This is a genomic window from Phyllobacterium sp. 0TCS1.6A (assembly GCF_026420825.1).
GTDB lineage: Bacteria > Pseudomonadota > Alphaproteobacteria > Rhizobiales > Rhizobiaceae > Phyllobacterium.
This window is the reverse complement of sequence record NZ_JAPMAB010000004.1, coordinates 23,048-42,007: the sequence shown is the minus strand read 5'-3', so window position 1 is coordinate 42,007 and position 18,960 is coordinate 23,048. Positions and strand designations below refer to the sequence as shown.

Genomic DNA, 18,960 nt, shown 5'->3' with positions numbered 1-18,960 from the left:
GCTGAACAAACGGCAGTGGCGGACGCATATCCATGCTCAGGTCGCCGTCTCGGGGAGGGATGCCGCCATCGTTTCAGGCTTGCCGATGCCGGGAGCGTTCTCCGGGGCACGCACCGGGAAATCCACCGGCACGATCTTCAATTGTTCCTGGAACTTGCGGATCGTTCGCCGCGCAGTCGCTTCGATGACCGAACCGACATAGAAGCTGCCATTGACGAGGCTCTCGCGGCGCATCCTCTCATTGAAGGCCCGGACAACCTCCTGGTCGGGCGCAATTGGCTTCTGCCAGAACGCATCGAGTGTGATCGGCGGCGCGCCCGGCCTGTCGTAGTGACCGGCAAGACCGGGAGCGTTGTAGAGTGCGTCGCCGAGCGCCAGCAGCGGCTTTCCATGATTGAGCGCCAGCAAGCCTGAGGTGCTGTTCACCGTCACCAGCCCGAGTGAATGGCGTATGAGCAGGCCGATCGAACCATCATCGACGATGTGCACCCTGTCACGGCAGCCAGCGACGCGCGCGAGTTCCGTAGCGAAGGACCGATAGCTCTTGTGGCCCCGGTCCATGGGGTGGATCTTGATTACCAGATGATGATCGGGTGCAGCAAAGCGGCGGAACGAGCGGATGCTCTCGGTGATGAGACGCTCCATGGTCCAGCCACGACCGTGACGCAGCAATTGCTGATCGTCATGCACCTGGAGAGCCACGACGAAATACTGGTTCTCGCGGTTCTCGATCAGGTCGAGCATGATCTGGTTGTTTGCCGGGTAATACCGCAACTTGCGATAGAAGTTGCGCGTCCAGAGGATGGCCTCCGACAGAATTCCCCGGTGGCGATGGTAGGTACTGCCACGGAAGAATACGGCTCCGAGGGCTTTTGCCAGATAATACCGGATCGCAAAGAATGCCATCGCCCGGAAGAGGTTGCCCTTCACCGGCTCGACAGGCTCGGCATCCGGATCCGCCGGCCTGGCGGCGGGTGCGCGGCGAAGCGGCGAAAGCGCGTTGTTGCCGCCCCATTCGAGCGTGACGAAATGCGGCCGGACATAGCCCTCTTCCAGACAGGCAACGGGAATTTCCGCCTGCGCAGCCACGGCCATGGCTTGCCGATGATAGGGCCTTCCATCCCCGAACAGGATGATCGCTTCGGGCTTGCGGCCACGAATGAATGTTCTCAGCCAGTCAGTCCAGGCATCGACGCTGCCGGAAAAGTTGAGGCTGTGGCGACCGCCGAAGAACAGCCGGTCGCCACCATTGAAATTCACCTTGAGTGTATCGTAACCCGCAGATTCGAGCTGGTTGGCGAGGATCCTGAAGAATGGTCCGACCGGCCCCTGCAAGAGCAGGATCAATGGTTTCTGGCGCGCGCTCGGATCAATGCTGGGGGTGCGTTCAGGAAACGAAACGATTGTTCCGGATTTCCCTGCCGCCTTTCGCTTGGTTGTCTCCCCCACAGGATGTCAAAGCCCCTTCACAACGCCACATCCGACCGAAAAGCCCAGGGTCGGAATATACATCGGTGTATTTATTCCAGCGGGTATGGGGCGTCGCCATACTCATTACGCCATAACAAGTAAAAAAACGACAGATTGATAAATTTGACGATTTAAGTCTGAATTATTGTTAATATCTATTTCCAATGGGACTCATAAATCAGCAGAAATACAAAAATATAATTGAGGCAGTTACTTTTTCACTGTAACGTGGGTGGCTGGGCCAGCTCTGGCATGGCGCAATTTGCTGAAGGCAATGTAATCGACGATGACGCGTGTCAGTAATAATGATGAATTCATTGATTATGTCGCACTGGTCGACATCAATCGATCGACCGCAGTTCTGCCGCAGCGTTCTTCATTTCTAGATCGAGCGATTGACCTGCTCCGGCGCAACTTGCTGCTTATCGCGATCGTCATCATGCCTGCTGCGCTTGCCTGTCTCTATTATGGTTTCGTGGCCGCTGATCAATATGTATCGGAGACGCGCTTCGTCGTCCGCAGTCCGCACAGGAATGCTGCCGGATTGTTGAGCGGCTTCCTGCAGAGTACGGGTTTCGTGCGGGCGCAGGACGACAGCTATGTCGTGATGGAGTTCATTGAATCAAGGGCGGCTGTCCGCGAACTATCCGATAACAATCAACTGCGGCAGATATTTTCGCGGCCCGAGGGAGATGTCTTCGCCCGGTTTCCGGCGCCGTGGCAATCGCCAACGGAAGAGGCGCTCTACGAACATTATCTGCAATTCATCGATGTGGAGACGGATAGCAGCGGCGGCATAACCACCCTCGAGGTCCGGGCGTTTCGCCCCGAGGACGCGCAGCAGCTTGCGCTGGCTTTGCTGGAGCGCGCGGAAATGTTGATCAACCGGCTCAACGACCGCGCTAGACGCGACGCCGTGCGCTTTGCCGAGATCGAGGTGAAGGATAGCGAGCAGCGGCTGGCCGGTGTGCAGGAATCGCTTACCGCGTTCCGCAACAGGGTCTCCATGGTCGATCCGGGCAAACAGTCGGCCGCCATGTTCGAAATGATCGCCAAGCTCTCCGACGAAGTGGCGCAGAGCAAGGCGCAACTCGCAGCGGTCAGCGAGCAGGCGCCACAGAGCCCGCAGGTTCAATCGCTGCGCAGCAATATCGAGGCAAAGGAAAGGCAGATCATCCAGGAGCGGGCAAATATCGTAGGCGGGGATGCCTCCATGGCGCCGCTCATCGCCCAATATGAGCAGATATTGATGCAGAGGGAGCTGGCGACGCGCATGCTGGAGTCGGCAGCGACGTCGCTGGAAAACGCCCGGCTTGAAGCGCAGCGCCAGCAGCTCTACCTCGAACGCGTCGTCAATCCCAATCTGCCGGATTATGCGCTCTATCCGAAGCGTATCCGCTCTATTCTGCTGATCCTTTGCCTCAGCCTGGCAGCGTTCTGGATCGCCCGGTTCTTCCGCAACCAGATCTACGAGCATTCCGTGACATGATGGACAATGGCACGATCTCGTTCAAGAACACCAACGGCTTGCCGCTGATTTCAGGCGGAACGGCGCCAGCCGGCACAGGCATGGTGTCGGCACGCAACATCGTGAAGGAATATCCGGTCAATGGCGGTAGTCGCCGGGTGCTCGACGACATCAATTTCACCGTCCGCGCCGGCGAGAAGATTGCGGTCCTCGGCCATAATGGCGCCGGCAAATCCACATTGGTGCGCCTGATAGCAGGCATGGAACCGCCGACGTCTGGCACCATCACCAGGACGATGTCGCTTTCCTGGCCGATCGCATTGAGCGGCGGCTTTGGCGGGTCCATGACCGGCATCGACTGCATGCGGTTTCTTTCGCGCGTCTATGACAAGCCATTGGAGGAGATCCGCGAATCCGTCGAGACGTTCAGCGATCTCGGCAAATATCTCAAGATGCCGATCAGGACCTATTCCTCCGGCATGCGTGCGCGGCTGGCCTTCGGGCTTTCGCTGGCGATCGATTTCGACTGCTATCTCATCGATGAAGTCGTTGCGGTGGGCGACCAGCGGTTTCAGCGTCGGTCGTTCGAGGAATTGTTCGTCAAGCGGCGCGACCGGGCCATGATCATCGTCGGTCACAGCCTGGATACGATCGCCGAACATTGCTCGTCCGCCCTTGTGCTCAAGAACGGTCGTGGCCGTGTATTTGACGACGTCAAGTTCGCCTTCGACATCTACGCATCATTGTGAGGGCGGGATGCGGCAGGATCATCAATCATTCGAACTTCACATGATCGCGCACCTGCTCGATGAGGAAGAAGCCGACCGCATTGGTGATGAGGCAGCATGCCAGCAGGTAAGGGACGCTGTAGTGCGCGGTAATCGTGTCGCCGAACGTGCCCGACCGGAACAGTTCGAAGCAATGGACGAGCGGGACGTAGAGCGCCAGCTTCTGCACCTCGGATGGCAGCCAGGCCACCATGAAGAACATGCCGGATATCGGCAGGGTAAGGTACTGGAACGGCGAGATGAGCTTCTCGACGAACTCGAAGATTTCCGCGAGGGCGGCGAGGATGAGCCCGACGCCGAAGGAGAACCATGCCATGAAGAACCACCCCGCCATGATCAGCCCGAGGTCGCTATAGGGCTCCATGAAGCCGGCAAGCCGCGTTGCCGTATAGACGACGACGAGGGCGAGAGTCGTGCCGCCAACTTCGAGGAGTGCGCGCGCCAAGAGAGCGTCGGCAAGGCGAATCTGCCGGTGATACATGAGCGGAAGGTTCTGGCGCAGGCACGAGACCAGCTGCGAGGACATGTGGCGCCAAAGAGTGAGGGGCATGTATCCGCTCAGCACGAAGGCGATGATCCCGAGGCCATGCGATTCGTGGTGGAGCACAGTCCACATCGCCATCACGCCGACCGTGAGGATCATCGGCTCCAGTATCAGCCACAGGAATCCGACATTCTCCCGACCATAGCGGGTGATCATCTCGCGCATGACCAATGCTCCGATCACGCGCAGCTGCACTCTTATGCCGGCCAGGAAGGATCCGCTTGCGGGTGTTACAGGATTGATGCTCAACGAGACTCTCCATCTTACCCGGAAAAGTTAGATCAAGGCGGCAGTAATTTCAACCAAAAAATAAATAAAGATATCGAAGTGGTAAGTATAATGTCGGATATATATCAATGACAGCTTTGACATTCACTGATACCTCCCAGAAAATATTTGGAAGGAAGGTAAGCAAGAGCAAGAGGAGTCATATTCTTTTGTTTTTGTTCGTTGTTCTGCCGACATTAGTCGTCGCGTTCTATTATGCGCTTATTGCAAGCCCGATCTATGTGTCTGAATCCGCATTCGTGGTGCGCACTGCCGCGCCACCCTCTTCGACGACCTTGGGATCGGTTCTGCAGAATAGCGGCATTACGCGTTCGCAGGACGATACGTTTTCGGTACAGGAATACATGCGCTCGCGCGATGCCCTTGGCCAGACCGAGAGCCAGCTGCCGCTAAGGAGCTTCTACGGCCCGGATCAGGCGGACATCATTGCGCGGTTTCCCGCCCCGTGGCAGTCGGGCCTGTTCGAGGAACTGTACCAGTATTATTCCAGGCGCGTTCAGGTCGTTCACAATGATACGACCGGCATAACGATATTGCGCACGTCGGCCTTTCGCCCGGAAGATGCGTTCGCGCTCAACAGGAAATTGCTGGAGCTGGGCAGCGACAGGTTGGTGAAGATGAACGAGCGCGCCCGGGGCGATGCCGTTCGCTTTGCGACCATCGAGGTCGAGGCGGCCGAGAAGCGGATGATAGAGGCGCAGCGCAACATCACCCTGTTTCGCAACAAGGAGCTGATGATCGATCCGGGCCTGAATTCGGTATCGATGGTGGAACTGATGAGCCGTATCAGCGCGGAGTTGGCGGTGTCGCGAGCGAGCCTCGCCGAAACGCGAACAACGGCTCCGGATTCGAGCTCTATTCCCTTCATGATGAGCCGGATCGACGCGCTCGAGAAGCAGTTGACGGCGGAACGGGGAAAAGTTGCCGGATCGGACGATTCAATTGCACCGCGCATAGCGGATTACGAAGCGCTGATATTGCAGCGGGAGTTTTCGAGCAAGGCGCTCCTGGCCGCGCTCGATTCGCTGAAGACGGCGCGCGCGGATGCAAGGCGGCAGCAGCTCTATCTGGAGGTTGTCGTGCCGTCGCACCTGCCTGACAAGGCGGAACTGCCCCAGGGCCTGAAGAACACGTTCGTCGTCTTCATCGTGGCTGCGGTGGGTTATCTTCTGGTCTGGCTGCTGGCTACGGCGATCCGCGATCACGAAAGTTAGGCGAGACGCGGTGCCGGATGGCCGAGACGCTCGTTCAGATCGGCTCGAAACAGGTATAGACCTCGCTCATGCAGGCCTGGATTTCACGGTCGATCTGCGCACTCTGGTCGATATAGCCAAGCCGGGCGGCGCGGGCCTGACGCGATTGGATATAATGTGTCAGAGCCTTGCCATAGTCCCCGGCCAGCTTATGGAGATGTCCCAGCTGCAGCTCGACATCCTCGACACTGTCGGGATCGCAGTCGTCGGCATAGGCGCGGTAGTCGTCGTAAAGCAGGCGGGCCTGATCGAAATCGCCATCTTCCTTCGTGACATTGGCGTAAACCGATATGAGATCGCGCTCGCCTTCGGTTACGACCAGTTCATGCAGCAGCTTGCGCGCGTCAGCCCACTCCCGCTCTTCGACATGCTGCATTGCCAGCCGTCGCTTCTGCTCGGCACCGGGCTTGCGCGAACGCCCGCGCAACATGCCGGCGTGGCGCGAGAGTTCGGGGTCGTTCGGTGCGATGGCCAGACCCTTCTCGTACCATTGCGATGCCTTGTCCAACTCACCCATGCGGTTGAACAAATGGCCGAGCTGCAGGTAGATATCGGCATTATCGGGATGCATGCCGTGGAACTTGCGATAGGCCGTCTCCGCCTTGTCGAAATTGCCGAGCTCCTTCTCGGCATGCCCCAGCTGGACCAGCAGCCCGGTCCTGACCGGATCGGCAGCAACCGCTTGTGCATACAGCGTGGCAGCCTCTTTCCAATCGCCCCGGTCGCGCGCCGCATCGGCCTGTACGGAGAAGCTGCGCGAGGACCCGCTTCCCTCAGCCGCGGTTGCAAGTTTCCTGGCGAGAGCCTTGGGACGAACGGAGAAGGGCAACTGCATCAGCGGTCGCCCCTGTCGGCCGACGCCCGGACCATCGATATGTTTCGCAGCCGCAGCCAGCCGGTTTCGGCAGGCCCTTCGACCACCCTCAAGCGCAATTCGATAAAGCGATGCTCAGGGCGGATATCGACGCAGAGGTTGCCGGCAAACGGACCCGAAACGATGAGATCCTGCAGGATGTCCAGGCCGGAATTGGCGACGAGTTGAATTGCGAGCTTGGCCTTCGCGTCCTGGACAAGATCGATCTGGATATTCCAGGCGCCCGCATCAAGGCTCCTCTTCGGGCCAGCCAGCAGCCATCCGGGGCTGACGCTCCAGCCACCATCGACGACGTTGACCGGTTGCCGCATGAGTTCCGGCCCGATCATCCAGCCGGAGCCGGGCATCTCCCGTACGAAGACCAGGGTCTGGCGTCCTTCAAGATCGTAGGAAAGGCCGGCCGGCAGGATTCTTGCCGAACTTGCATCCGGACGGGACACTGCCGGGGCGGTATCAGGCTCGTCCAGCGTATCCCAAAGTGCCAATACGCCGTCGCGGCGCGCGATGGTCACGATTTTGCGGATGACGTCGTCGCGCCCGACAATGCCGCGCCGCAGGTCGAACTCGAATGTCAGGCGTTCCTTGTCGCTCGGGTCGCGGCCGCAGATCCGGCTGAAGACATAGCGGATGAACGCGACATCGTCATCGGGCGCAAACCGGCGAAAGCTTTCCAGCAATGCAAATTGGTCGGGCTCGCGTCTGACCGCGTTGGCCTCGAAGTCCGCTTTGCGCCCGTCGGCGTGCTTGGAGGCGGCATCGAGAGCGTCGATCACCTTGAGCCTGTTCGTGCCATTCTTGATAGCACGCACCAGATTGTGCCTCTCCTCGCTGCCGAGATCGTCCTCGGTCAGATTGAACGCAACAGCCCAGGCATCGACGAATGCCTCGGCCGACAGCGAAAACACGTCCTTCGGCACGGCCTGAAGCGGGATCTTATGCAGCTCGGCGATGGTCATTTTTCTTGTCCAGCATTTGTTCGATGATGACCGCGTGCCTTGCCGCGACACGAGGATAGGAATTCCATTGCACAGCCTGGCGCCTGTCCGGATCGCGCATTCCGAGAAGAACCGGATTCTGGGCGAGGCTAATCAATGCCTCGGCGACGCAATCGACATCGACCGAGCGCAGCACATGGCTGATCGGCCACATGTCCCGCAACACGGTCGATCGTGAGCAGAGCAGCGGCCGGTCGGCACTCATCGCCACCCGGGCGGCGCCCGTGGCTGTCTCGTTGGAGGGGCCGTAGAGGAAGGCCAGCAGATCGGTTTGCGCAAGCTCCTGCAGGAGTTCGTCATTGTCGACGAAATCGAAGCGCGTCGAAGCGACATCGCCAAGGCCGAAATGGGCGATCAGGTTCTCCACCACCACTTGCGCAGCGCGGGATTCGTCGTTCGGCAGAGCGCAGTTGAGGAGCTTGAGGCGCAGCCGCGGCTCGAAGATACGGGCTCGGGCGAAGGCGCGCACCAGGACGTCGATATTCTTGTGCGGTGTCAGGAATCCGAAGGCACCGACGGTAAAGTGATCGGCATCGGGCGGCGCCATGTCCGAAGCACTCGGCATGATGCCATGCGGTATCACGACGGGATTGCCGTGCCCGGCCTTGGCAAGAAGTCCGGCATCCTCGGCGGAATGAACGAAAACGACATCGAAGGCCTTGGTCCATTCAAGATGCCCGTGGCGAAGGACTTCCTTGACGCTGTGCATCGTGACCACGCGCAGCTTGTGGCGCGTCTTCGCCAGATGAGCGGCAAGCAGTTCCATGTCGGGCGTCGAAAAATGCCCCGGATGATGCTGCAACCATAGGACATCGCCGCGCGCCTGCTCGATTTCGGTGAAGAGCTTCATGAGCGAGGAAAGATCGTATCCCCAGCTGCGCGTCATGATTTCCGCCGTGTCCGGCAGCCGCGGTCTCGCGCTTTCCGGCAGATCGTCATTCAAGGTCCGCCGTGCGTAGATGTGCGACAGGCGCTCGGAGAACGGCTCGGTGGCGAGCAAATTCTCCGTATAGGTGGCAATGCCGCACTGCTGATGCCACGACGAAATGAGATCGAAGCTCCACGGACGCCTGACGGCGGCTGGCGGCTTCTGTGATTTTGCGATCGCGGCAAGCACACGGCGGGCAACATCGTCCCAGCCAAGATGCTCACTGAGCAAGGCCTGCGCATTGGCGCTTCGCCGCTTCGCCTCTTCGGGCTTTTCGATCACGGCGCGCATCTGCGAAGCGAGTTGATCCATTGAAGGTTCGGCCCAGAGGCTGAGGGACCCGGAAACATGGGTTTGAGACGGCGCCATCTGGTAATCAACCAGCCACGCCGTTTCGGCCGTGCAGAAATCGGTCTGGCCGCTATAGTCGGTCGTAACAACGGGAATGCCCAGCTGCATGGCTTCCGCCAGCGGCAGGCCGAACCCTTCGCCCCGGCTGGGAGCGACCACGAGCGACGCCGTGCGGTAGAGCGCGAGGAGCTGTTCGGAATCGTAGGATTCGTCGAGAATGATGATCGGTGCGGTTTCGTCGCGCTTGTCGCCGAGATCCCGCATGACATCCGACAGTATATTATCGGGGTTTGGAAACGTCTTGATGACGAGTTCCACATTGTCGTCCTTGCTGAATGCCTGCGCGAATGCGCGGACGAGCACATCGACACCCTTGCGGGGAAAGCATGACGAGACGTGCAAGATGCGCGCGCGGTCGGAAGCCGGAAGGGGCGAGGGCGTGTTGAGCCCGGATGCAGCGCCTACATGATCGGTGCCATTGCCGACGACTTCTACCGGTATGGTAAGGCCGGATTGCACGAATGCCTGGCGAACGAAATTGGCGGTTGCCATGACAAGATCGAGGTCGCGATTGAATCTTTCGATCATATATTGCGGAACGTCCAGCTCTTCCCAGGCGAAGTTCACATAGGCGTTGAACTGACCGATCATGTCATGGGTGGCAGGGGGCCAGGTGTTTCTGAGATGTACGTCGTAGCCGACGGTCGGGTAGGCGGGAAGGAAATGCGGCTTCAGGTCCGGGAAGGCATTGATTCTGGCATCGGTCTGCCAGTCCGCTTCCGGCGTGAAGCAATGGAGGTCGATACCGGCCTTTACCAATGCACGGGCGAGTAAGCGATTGACGATGGCAAGACTATAGTCGCCCTTGAACACACCGTCGAAAAACACCCTCTTTCCCGAGAATGTTTCGCGAATCCCCCTCGTAAATTTCTCATCGAAATCGATAGCATATGGCGAAACGGTCTGCCCACTACGCATGCATTGATCTCCGAAAGCGCCTGTGGCGGCGCTTTATGTACACACTGCAAAAGACAACCGGCCCGCCGCTGGGGCGAGCCGGAGCATGTCGCTCGTCACGAAGCCTTTGCTTCGTCCGACGTGTAGCCGAGTGCCGTTTCCCGCTCAGCGATGATGTCGCGGGCCGCATCGACCGCTGGTCCCGAATAGGCGAGCGGATAGCAGGACTTCGCCTGGCGCGCCTTTGGCGAGGTGAACTGCAATACGCCCGGTTCCAGGAAGGCGGCGCGGTTGCCGAGGTCGAGATAGGTCTCGGCCAGAGCGCCATTCGCCCAGATGACGTCGTGCTCTTCCAGTTCGATGTGGAAATAATCGACGGGGCTGAGTGTCACCGGCTGGGTGATGGTGGTTCCATTGACCAGCAGCTTTGCCGGGACCAGGGCATCGGCAATGAACATGCAATGGTCTGGCGAAACCGCGAGGTCACGCTCCGGCATGTTCTCGGCGATCGCACCGGCCTTGATGCGGATCGGCAGGTCGTTGCGTGGCTTGTCCAGCGTCTTAGGGTCGATCGTCCTGTTGCCAACCCATTTGATCGCGACGGCGCCGTGATTGAGGCTGGAGATCAAATCGCCGGCCTTGAGGCGCTCGACCGCAACCGGGCCTTCCGGCGTGGCGATGAGGGTGCCGCGAACGAAGCAAGGCGTAAGGAAGGTCAGTGTGTCTGTGGCATTGGAGTAGGAATAGGTGGCGCCAGCGGGGATATCGTAGGAGGCGATAGGCTGCAGGCCGCCGAGCGGTCCGTAGAACGTGACCGTGTTGCCAACCTGCTGCACGCTCGCCGAGTCCACAACGGTGATGCGATCGCCATTGTTGACGCCGATAATGTCTGGCGGACTGCTGATATTGAGATTTATCAGACCGGAATCATAGGTGAAATGGCCCTGACCGGCGGCATTGCTGAAATCAACCGTGGTGCCGTCCAGCAACGAGGCGCTGATCGCGGCGGCGTTGATTGTCAGGCTCGTGCCGGCGCCGATCTGGTAGTTGAAGGTCGATCCAGCCGACACACCGGCGAGTGCAGTATCGACGACCAGGTCGGCACCGTTCTGCAGCACGATCGTCGTGCTGGTGATTACGCCGCCGCCGACCAAATTCGTCAGAGTGAGGTCGACCCCGTCGATGATGAGCGTGCCGTTGGAAACCAGGCTCAGTTGGAGTGTATCTCCATCAGCGCCGTTGCTCGAGTCGATTGTCTGGGTAGAATTGCTGATCAAGTCTAGATCTATGAGAGCCATAGGAATTGCGCCTCCTGTTAAGAGTAAATTCGCATTGATTTCTTTTCGCGGATTAGAACTTGTAGTTCAGCCCGACGCGCACGCTATGAAAATCCGGGGTTGCCTCTGTGGAGAAGCCATCTTCACTCACAGTATACTTGCCGAAGTTCACGTATTGATATTCGAGCTTTGCAGTAAGGTGGTCCGTGAAGGCATGTTCGATACCTGCGCCGGCGACCCAGCCTGCTCTCGTCTTGTCCTGGTCAAGGAACGTGTCGCCCTCAACCGCAGCCTTGTAGTTCACGCGGCCATAGGCCAGACCACCGGTTCCGTAGATCAGCGTGCGGTCCCAGGCATAACCGACGCGTGGGCGCAGCGTGCCAAACCAGTCGATGCTTGATTCAGCCTCGACACCAATGCCATCCACGCTTCCTGCAGTCGAATCTTCGAGGCCTGCGCCCTGGAAATCGGCCTCAAGACCGATAACCCAATTGTTGATTTGGTAGTTGTAGCCGATCTGGCCACCACCGATGAAACCGCTCTGCTCGATCGTTCCGATATTGCCGAGGTAAACGCCGCCGGAACGAACGCCGACTTCATCGTCGCCCCCGAATCCATAACCGGCATTCACACCGGCGTAGAAACCGGTCCACGAGAATCCGGGGTCAGCCAATACGGCCTCGGGCGCGGTTTCGATTACTGCGTCAGCAGCCAGGGCACTGCCGGACAATGCCAGGGCCGAAAAGAATAAACCGATTGCACTGATATTCCGCATGGATTTTCACCTTCAAATGAGCTACTCGATGCGGATAGTGACATAGAATAAATCCAATGAATACAGTATTGTTAGCGCAATAATGCTAAAGATATTCGTGAAAAGTAGTTAAATGTCGCTATTTGTATTGCGTGGTCAGTGTTTATTCTAATGGTCCGCGGCAGACATGGTGGGTGCCTGGGGTTCGGTGGCAACACGTCCCGGATTTTCCTCGTCCGCGACAACCATTTCCGGTTTTTCGCCCTGTTCGAGATGGGACCGGAACAGCATTTCGACCGACCAATCGGCTATCGCGCCTTCGATCGCACCGCTTTCCGTAAAAAGCCGGATCTCGATGGCCTCCATCGGCACTTCCGCCGTGAAATCGAGCTCGGCGACGAAACTTCCCGTGCTTTCGGGCTTCACGCGCATCCGTCCCAGCAATTGGCTGTTGTGGATCTCGATCATGAATATCTGGCCGTAGAGGTTCTCCTCGATGCGCATCGAAAAGCGTGCGATCCATTGCCCGGGCGGCAGATGCAGATATGGCCCGTAAATGACGCACCGCGCTCTCCCGACGAGGTCGATTTCGCCTCCGACCGGCTCGCCCAGCCGGTCGGCCGACAAGAAAGCCCGCAGCGGCCAGCGGATTGCGGATGAAGGCGGGCGAAATACCGTCTCCTTGAATGGTTCGAGGACATCCTTGGCGATATCGATCAAATCGGCGGGGATGGAGCTCAATTGGCCCGGCGGCCCATAGGCTGCGCCGTAACTCGCGGCGGCGGCTTCTTCAAGGGTGGGTATCTGCGTCCCATCGGCCGCTCCACCGAGCTTGACAGTGCACCGCGCGACAGCTTCCGGCGCCAGATCGAGCTTCAGGGCACGCACGAAGACATTCAGGATCCTGTCGACCTGCACCTTGCCGACGGTGTTTCGGTTCACCGGTATCAGGCGCGCATAGGTTTGCAGCTGCGAAACGCAACTGATACTGGCCGAAAGCGCGCGGAGCAAAGGCACGGCGTCGCTATTGGTCGTTCGGATCATCCATGCGAGCGAATCCAGCGGGTTCTCCACGAAGGCCAGATATGGCATGCGCGACTTCATCAGGAAGGCGCATAATTCCGCATCCGGATAGCTGGAGACTACGATGAGATTGTCGGTCTTGCGGCTCGCCCAGGCTTCGCGCAATTGTTCGAGCGTCTGCACTTCGACCATGCCGCAGGTGCCGGGTAGTTCGGCGGCCAGGGCACCGAGCGCGGTTCTGCCCCAGGTGAACATCATGCCCGGCAGGCCGAATGTTACGAGAAGCGTCAACGGCATCGCTCCTTTTTCAACCGTTGTGCCAACTACTTTCCGTCCAGAAGCCTGTCATAAAGCGAACTGACGGCGGCCTGATAACGGGCAGGGGAGAACTTCGCCGCCCGCTTTGGTCCAAGCGCTGCGAGATGATCACAAAGATCCTGGTCATTCGCAAGACCGCGCACCGCATTGCGCAGCGTATCCGTGTTGTAGGGGTCGATCAGCACGGCCGCATCGCCGGCGATCTCCGGCACGGAACCTTCGGTCGAGGTGAGGACCGGAGTGCCGAGCTGCATCGATTCGAGCACCGGCAGGCCGAAACCTTCGTAGAGCGAGGGGAAAAGCACGGATCGTGCGCCCCTTATCAGGCTGACAAGCAGGCCATAGGACACGAAGTCGAAACGGTGAATCCGGCGGCCGGGAACAATGCGGTTGTCCTGCTGCAGGAAGAACCGGAAGCGCTCGTCCTCGATCAAGAGTTGTGTCTGGTCGCCCTTCCAGCCCGGGGCGCCGACGATGATCAACGGATAGTCCACCTTGGCCGACAGATAGGCCTCGACCAGTCGCGACAGGTTCTTTTTCGGCTCGAATGCACCAAAAAACAGGAAATATTTCTTCCAGTCGAGGTTGAAGATGCCGGCGATCTCGTCTGCCGCCAAGGCCTCGGGCTTCTGGCGCAATTCGTCCGGTACTTGAACCGCCTGATAGGTGTTGGTCACGCGGTTCTCGTCGACGCCGAGAAACCGGATGATGTCCTGCCTGGATGTCTCGGACACGGTAACGATGTGATCCGAAGTCTGCACGAGATGCCGAAGCAGGCGATAATGATACCGCTTGTTGTCCTCGGTCAGATAGGGCAGGCGCAACGGAACGAGATCATGGATCGTGGTGATGTTCAGCGCCTTTCTTGCCCGTATCGGCAAGGGGTAGGTGCTGTGGAACATGTCCAGCTTCTCCGGAAGGGCGAGGGGAAGGCTCTTGCCGAAGTTCTTGAAATGGTGCCTTGCCAGGGCGAAGACGTCCTTGCTGGCATAGAGAAATTCCGAATCGAGGACGTTTCCCTGCAATGACTTCAGGATGACGGCGCCTGTCAGCTCGACGCGTGATGGCTTCACGCCGAGGGGTGCTCCGATCCGTCGGCTCAACCAGCGCTTGCCCTTGGCGGTATGGCCCAGCTTGCGGTTGCTCGTATCGTCGAACAGAACGACCTCGCGCAGGATGGCATTCCGCGGCACCCTGGTAGGCACGCTGTGAACAATGCCGGTCTGGTAGCCGAGTTCCCGTACGGTCTGGATGAGGCCTCGCGTATAGGTGGCGACACCCGTGCCCTTCTGCAGCGACAGGTTCAATCCATCATAAATGACTGTTCTTGCCACGATTGGTCCTTTCAGGGGCCAGAACGATCATGCGGGATCACCATCTGTGAAGACGAGCAGCCAGTCCTGGCCGACATTTTCCGAAAGCAGGGCATCCGCCGTGACCGGATGGGCAACGCCCTGGAAGTCGAGGTGGCGCAAATTGCCATATATCTTGACCAGACTTTCAACGAACGAGCGGCTATTGGCGTAACGGGCAGCGTTGAATTCGAGAACGATCATCGGGCGGTGCCGTTCGATCGTTTTCTTCATGCCGAACAGAATGTCTTCCTCGGCGCCCTCGGCATCGATCTTGATGAAATCCACGCGCTCATAATTTTCGCAAAGCTGGTCGACCGTCTTCGCTGGGACGGTCACGAGGTAGCCATTGTGGTGAGCGGCGTTGAAGCTGCTGGCGACGACGGTCGCGTTTTTCGGCTCGTGATCCCTCACGAAGAGCTTGGCGGTGTCGGTGCCGCCGCTGCCCAGCACGGCCCTTTCGATCCTGCTTCTCGAAAGAAGGCCGTTCAGATCGAGACTGCGCCCCAGAAAATCCGCCGCGTGCGGATTGGGTTCAACGGCCAGGAGCTTGCCGGTTTGCCCGACAAGTTCGCCAAGCAGTACCGAATAATAGCCGAAATTCGCGCCGATATCGATCGCAGTCATGCCCGGCTTGACGTTCCTGGCGCAGAACTGCGTCAGCCAGATCTCCCAGAAGCCATCCAGGAGCAGATGGGAGCCGAACCCCCTGTCGCGCGTATCGACGTAAAGCTTGTAGCGTCCGAGGATGCGAACGACGGCCGTCGAGTTCCCGAGATAGGCGCTCGTCGTTAAAGCCTGAACAACCGATTCGAGCTCCGAGCGCTTCATCATTGCGATCTCATGGAGATGCAATAGCGACGGCATGGCCGATCGCGTCATGCCATCGCGATCGCGGCTGATGGCAAGCAGGTGCTTCATTGCAGGGCCCCGGCGCTTATGCCGATCGAAGTCGCACTCATGGCGGGGGCGCTGACGCCCTGGAAGATCGCCATGACTTTCTGAATGTCGGCACCCGACGCATTGGCTATGTAGATGACATCCCGCGGCTGGATTTCGAACCGCTGCATGGCGAGCCAGGTATTCGCATCCCGCATGTTGAAGCGATAGATGACGGGTATGAGTTCGCCGCTCGCCAGGAGCGGGTTGTCCTGCGGGACGAAGCGCCGTGCGACGGAAGCAAGCTCGTGCCGCATCAGGAATACGCCGGTGACGTCGGCGCGCTGATCGTTGAGGCCGGCGGCCTTGCCGAGCGCATCGGCCATGGTGATGCGGGAAGCATCGAAAGGAAGCTCGGCGTTGCGTCCAGCCGCACCGAAGACGAGGAAAGTGCGGGGCTCGCGCACGACCGTGATCAGATCGCCGGGGCGGATGCGTATATTCTCCTCCGGATGTTCCAGCATCAGGTCGAAAGGTATCCTGCCGGCGACGCCGTTGCGCGTAAGACCAACGATGCTGTCGCTTGCCGGCGCCCGGATGCCGCCCGCCGAAGCGATGGCGTCGAGAACGCGTTCTCCCGCGCCGGTCAGCGAAATACGGGCGCCCGCCGCGACCTCGCCGGTCACCGTGACCGAGTTTGCGGTGCTCCTCTGGATGGTGACGAGCGCCTGCGGCTGCACGGCCTTGCCTTCCAGGCTTTTGACGATCTGCTGTTCCACCTGCGACGGCGTATTGCCGAGAACCTTGATGCGCCCCGCATAGGGCACGCCGATCGTGCCGTTTCCCGTAACGGTCTGCGGAGGAATGGCGACGGTGCTGCCTGTCGATTGCTGGAAGCCGGCAACGCTCATATTGGTGCCGAACAGCGTTCCCGGAGGCGCTTCCCAGACATTGACGGTCACCACGTCACCGACCGCAATGCGCAGGTCACTGGAGCGCGGACCGGCACCGAACTGCCGCACGAGGCTTTCCCTCGGCCGTGTCGCGGCAAAGGCCATGACGTTCTTGCCTACGTCGACAAGCGCGTAATTCAGCTGTGTTTCGGATTTGCGCTGCTCGACAATATTCTGCGCGGTCGGTCCCGCACGCGGTATCGCGCAACCATTGAGAAGGAGGGCGGCGGCGAGGGCGCAGCATGCGATACCTGCTGGCCTTGGGATCAGGCGGGCCGCCCGCAAGGAAGCGAGACCCGGAAATGGCATCGAGATCATTCAGGTGTTCTTCTCGTGAAACCGCATCATGGCTGAAGGGCTCATTCCATAAGCATTGCGGTACAGCGACGAAAACCGGCCCGGATTCGAGAATTGCAGATGGATCGCAAGGTCGGTGACGTTGCGGGCGCTGCCGCTCAGTATTGCTTCATGCGCCGCAGACAATCGGTATTCGCACAGGACGTGCATGGGGCTCGTATCGCGATATTCCTTGAACATTCGTTGAAGCGCCCGCGGGCTGCAGCCAGCGGCTTCCGCAATCTCGTCCAGTGTCACGGGATCATGGATGTGTTCCCGCATGAAGGCCTCGGCACGCTGCAGATAGCGGGGCGCGATGCGCCGTCCGGCCGTATTGTTGAGTGTGTTGACATTGTCGGGCTTGGTCATGAACAGCTTGGCGAGGAGCAGGCGCTCGTAGACGGAGGTCAGTACGCCCTTGGTGGAGTTTGTTGCCGTAGCAAGGTCTTCAGTGACGTAGCAAACCGTCTGATAGAGAGCCGAGGCCCCGCCGGAGCGGAAATCATGCAACGGTGCAAAAACCTGCTCCTGAAAATAGGGCCGTTGCATCAGGCGCTCGAAATATTCCCTCAGCTTGGTGATGGGAACCCGGTAGGCGACCCAGGACGAACCCGGATAAATCTTGACCTTGATATCCGGTCTGTCGATGAGACTGGTCGCATTGCCGGCGCTCAGGGTCTGAAGACGCCGGCGTTTCGTATCCATCACGTCCAGCGTGCCCTTGACGACGAAAATGAAGGTCAGCGTTGATGATGCGCCCTTGGACAAGATTTCCAGGCGACCATTTGTGTCGCCGTATACGATGGAGGTTTCCTGCAGCGGATAGACGTTGCGATTGAAGCCGATGTTCCCTTTTTCGTCACTGAAAGACGACCAACGCCATTTTTCTTCACTGCCATTGGCGCCGGGCCCAGTATCATCTGATATAGTCAAAGACTTATAGTCAGACTTACCTAGAGAATTATCGTACATACTTCCTCCAATTGCCGCACCCGTACACAGTTCTACATATTATAACTAACGAGCAATGATAGTAACCGATAGAAACGCCGGCAACCGTGAGAGTATGTGTCGAAGCAGAAAGAACTATTGTATATTTATCATGTAATGGCTGTGGATTTAGACCCCTTCACCCCAACACTGCTTCATAGCTAATAATAAGGCAACAGATTTTTTCGATCGATGTCGCATATTTGCGACTTTTTAAATCGATGTTTTACAAGGGATTACTTTTTGGCGCTTATTATACTTATTTGTCGCAATGTGTATTAGCGACGTGGAAAATATAATTAAAATTGTATGTAAAGAGCGCGCCGGTACGCACCCCACCCGGCGGCTAGACTTGGAGGGGCAGTGCCCGTGCCGAATCTGGTCAGGCCTTATGGTTGGGATTGAGCGGAGAAGCTTCGATCGCAGCCTGAATCGTGCGGGACGTTACGGCCGGTCGGGCTCGGTTGGCGGCGTCGATCATCTCGCTCGACGGGTTGCTCAGGACGTCATAGACGACAGAGAGGCCAGCCGTGGCATAGTCGCGATATGTCTGACGGATGAAATCGGGGACGCTGTCCCACTCCTGCGAACCATGGCTGCGGGAGGCATGGATTGCCTGCGCAACAGCTTCGACCAACTTTTCATATCCCGTCATAACTTCATCTCTGTCGTCTGAAAGGAGCAGCGCCCCTGAAGAATCGCATTTGCGCGTAACACAGCGGGATTCGCGCAAAGATTGCAAGACCTTCACCATCCTGCTGAAGCTTCGGTCAGGAACGCACCTTCAGCACGGCCGTCCCGGGCAGCTCACAGCGGCCCCTTGAATACGAAGAAGGCGCCGGCGCAGATCATCGAAAAGCCCACGAGGTGATTGATCGTGATCTTCTCTCCGAGGAAGGTGATAGAGAAGATGGCGAACACGACAAGCGTGATCACTTCCTGCATCGTCTTCAATTGTGCGGCCGAATAAATGGCATGGCCATAGCGATTGGCAGGAACCGCGAGGCAATATTCGGCGAAAGCGATAAGCCAGCTCACGACGATTACCAGAATCAACGGCTTGTTGGTGAATTTCAGATGGCCATACCAGGCAAAAGTCATAAAGACATTGGAGGCGAGCAGCAGGAAAATCGGGCGGAGATAATCGAGAAGCGGCATGATG

17 protein-coding genes are annotated in these 18,960 nt (G+C 58.6%); 3 read left to right on the top strand and 14 right to left on the bottom strand.

Going from position 1 to position 18,960, the window contains the following annotated elements:
* Positions 1-36: 36 nt before the first annotated feature.
* Complete coding sequence (locus OSJ75_RS11070) at positions 37-1,347, bottom strand: capsular biosynthesis protein (protein ID WP_267228079.1); 1,311 nt, start codon at positions 1,345-1,347, stop codon at positions 37-39.
* 409 nt (positions 1,348-1,756) lie between these two features.
* On the opposite strand from OSJ75_RS11070, the gene OSJ75_RS11065 reads away from it, so the two are divergent.
* Together OSJ75_RS11065 and OSJ75_RS11060 are read left to right on the top strand one after the other, a co-directional pair.
* Positions 1,757-2,959, top strand: a complete 1,203-nt coding sequence (locus tag OSJ75_RS11065) for a capsule biosynthesis protein (RefSeq protein WP_267228078.1) — start codon at positions 1,757-1,759, stop codon at positions 2,957-2,959.
* Positions 2,956-3,687, top strand: a complete 732-nt coding sequence (locus OSJ75_RS11060) for an ABC transporter ATP-binding protein (RefSeq protein WP_267228077.1) — start codon at positions 2,956-2,958, stop codon at positions 3,685-3,687. Before OSJ75_RS11065 ends, OSJ75_RS11060 begins: the two co-directional genes overlap by 4 nt.
* Positions 3,688-3,712: 25 nt before the next feature.
* Here OSJ75_RS11060 and OSJ75_RS11055 read toward each other — a convergent pair whose 3' ends face one another.
* Positions 3,713-4,519: an ABC transporter permease gene (locus tag OSJ75_RS11055; RefSeq protein ID WP_250018814.1), complete on the bottom strand. Its 807-nt coding sequence runs from the start codon at positions 4,517-4,519 to the stop codon at positions 3,713-3,715.
* Positions 4,520-4,707: 188 nt separating this feature from the next.
* On the opposite strand from OSJ75_RS11055, the gene OSJ75_RS11050 reads away from it, so the two are divergent.
* Complete coding sequence (locus OSJ75_RS11050) at positions 4,708-5,772, top strand: capsule biosynthesis protein (RefSeq protein ID WP_267228076.1); 1,065 nt, start codon at positions 4,708-4,710, stop codon at positions 5,770-5,772.
* Positions 5,773-5,806: 34 nt separating this feature from the next.
* Here OSJ75_RS11050 and OSJ75_RS11045 read toward each other — a convergent pair whose 3' ends face one another.
* The 12 genes from OSJ75_RS11045 to OSJ75_RS10990 form a co-directional block, all read right to left on the bottom strand.
* Positions 5,807-6,646: a tetratricopeptide repeat protein gene (locus OSJ75_RS11045; RefSeq protein WP_267228075.1), complete on the bottom strand. Its 840-nt coding sequence runs from the start codon at positions 6,644-6,646 to the stop codon at positions 5,807-5,809.
* Positions 6,646-7,641 (bottom strand): hypothetical protein, encoded by a 996-nt coding sequence (locus OSJ75_RS11040; protein ID WP_267228074.1) that lies wholly within the window; start codon positions 7,639-7,641, stop codon positions 6,646-6,648. Before OSJ75_RS11040 ends, OSJ75_RS11045 begins: the two co-directional genes overlap by 1 nt.
* Positions 7,619-9,847, bottom strand: coding sequence for a glycosyltransferase family 4 protein (locus OSJ75_RS11035; RefSeq protein WP_267228073.1), 2,229 nt, complete (start codon positions 9,845-9,847; stop codon positions 7,619-7,621). The genes OSJ75_RS11040 and OSJ75_RS11035 overlap by 23 nt, the downstream gene beginning before the upstream one ends.
* 185 nt (positions 9,848-10,032) lie before the next feature.
* Positions 10,033-11,214, bottom strand: coding sequence for a Hint domain-containing protein (locus OSJ75_RS11030; RefSeq protein WP_267228072.1), 1,182 nt, complete (start codon positions 11,212-11,214; stop codon positions 10,033-10,035).
* Positions 11,215-11,266: 52 nt separating this feature from the next.
* Entirely contained in the window at positions 11,267-11,968 is a 702-nt protein-coding gene (locus tag OSJ75_RS11025; RefSeq protein ID WP_250018808.1) for an outer membrane protein, read from the bottom strand.
* A gap of 147 nt (positions 11,969-12,115) precedes the next feature.
* On the bottom strand, positions 12,116-13,261 hold the full coding sequence (locus OSJ75_RS11020; protein ID WP_267228071.1) for a hypothetical protein: 1,146 nt from the start codon (positions 13,259-13,261) through the stop codon (positions 12,116-12,118).
* A 32-nt stretch (positions 13,262-13,293) separates the two neighbouring features.
* Positions 13,294-14,622, bottom strand: coding sequence for a glycosyltransferase family 4 protein (locus OSJ75_RS11015; protein WP_267228070.1), 1,329 nt, complete (start codon positions 14,620-14,622; stop codon positions 13,294-13,296).
* A gap of 27 nt (positions 14,623-14,649) precedes the next feature.
* The gene (locus OSJ75_RS11010) at positions 14,650-15,561 is read right to left on the bottom strand and encodes an FkbM family methyltransferase (RefSeq protein WP_267228069.1); all 912 of its coding nucleotides are present in this window, start codon (positions 15,559-15,561) and stop codon (positions 14,650-14,652) included.
* Complete coding sequence (locus OSJ75_RS11005; protein WP_267228068.1) at positions 15,558-16,790, bottom strand: polysaccharide biosynthesis/export family protein; 1,233 nt, start codon at positions 16,788-16,790, stop codon at positions 15,558-15,560. The genes OSJ75_RS11010 and OSJ75_RS11005 overlap by 4 nt, the downstream gene beginning before the upstream one ends.
* Positions 16,791-17,576 carry a helix-turn-helix transcriptional regulator gene (locus OSJ75_RS11000; protein ID WP_267228067.1) on the bottom strand — a complete coding sequence of 262 codons (786 nt, stop codon included), beginning with the start codon at positions 17,574-17,576 and terminating at the stop codon, positions 16,791-16,793.
* Positions 17,577-18,180: 604 nt separating this feature from the next.
* Positions 18,181-18,453, bottom strand: a complete 273-nt coding sequence (locus OSJ75_RS10995; RefSeq protein WP_250018802.1) for a hypothetical protein — start codon at positions 18,451-18,453, stop codon at positions 18,181-18,183.
* A gap of 152 nt (positions 18,454-18,605) precedes the next feature.
* Entirely contained in the window at positions 18,606-18,956 is a 351-nt protein-coding gene (locus tag OSJ75_RS10990) for a DMT family protein (protein WP_250018801.1), read from the bottom strand.
* Between the last annotated feature and the right edge of the window lie 4 nt (positions 18,957-18,960).

Excerpts from the sequence above, each read along its gene's own strand:
- OSJ75_RS11030 (WP_267228072.1), bottom strand. The coding sequence starts at position 11,214 with ATGGCTCTCATAGATCTAGACTTGATCAGCAATTCTACCCAGACAATC.
- OSJ75_RS11005 (WP_267228068.1), bottom strand. The coding sequence starts at position 16,790 with ATGATCTCGATGCCATTTCCGGGTCTCGCTTCCTTGCGGGCGGCCCGC.
- OSJ75_RS11060 (WP_267228077.1), top strand. The coding sequence starts at position 2,956 with ATGATGGACAATGGCACGATCTCGTTCAAGAACACCAACGGCTTGCCG.
- OSJ75_RS11025 (WP_250018808.1), bottom strand. The coding sequence starts at position 11,968 with ATGCGGAATATCAGTGCAATCGGTTTATTCTTTTCGGCCCTGGCATTG.
- OSJ75_RS11065 (WP_267228078.1), top strand. The coding sequence starts at position 1,757 with ATGACGCGTGTCAGTAATAATGATGAATTCATTGATTATGTCGCACTG.
- OSJ75_RS10990 (WP_250018801.1), bottom strand. The coding sequence starts at position 18,956 with ATGCCGCTTCTCGATTATCTCCGCCCGATTTTCCTGCTGCTCGCCTCC.
- OSJ75_RS11010 (WP_267228069.1), bottom strand. The coding sequence starts at position 15,561 with ATGAAGCACCTGCTTGCCATCAGCCGCGATCGCGATGGCATGACGCGA.
- OSJ75_RS11045 (WP_267228075.1), bottom strand. The coding sequence starts at position 6,646 with ATGCAGTTGCCCTTCTCCGTTCGTCCCAAGGCTCTCGCCAGGAAACTT.
- OSJ75_RS10995 (WP_250018802.1), bottom strand. The coding sequence starts at position 18,453 with ATGACGGGATATGAAAAGTTGGTCGAAGCTGTTGCGCAGGCAATCCAT.
- OSJ75_RS11040 (WP_267228074.1), bottom strand. The coding sequence starts at position 7,641 with ATGACCATCGCCGAGCTGCATAAGATCCCGCTTCAGGCCGTGCCGAAG.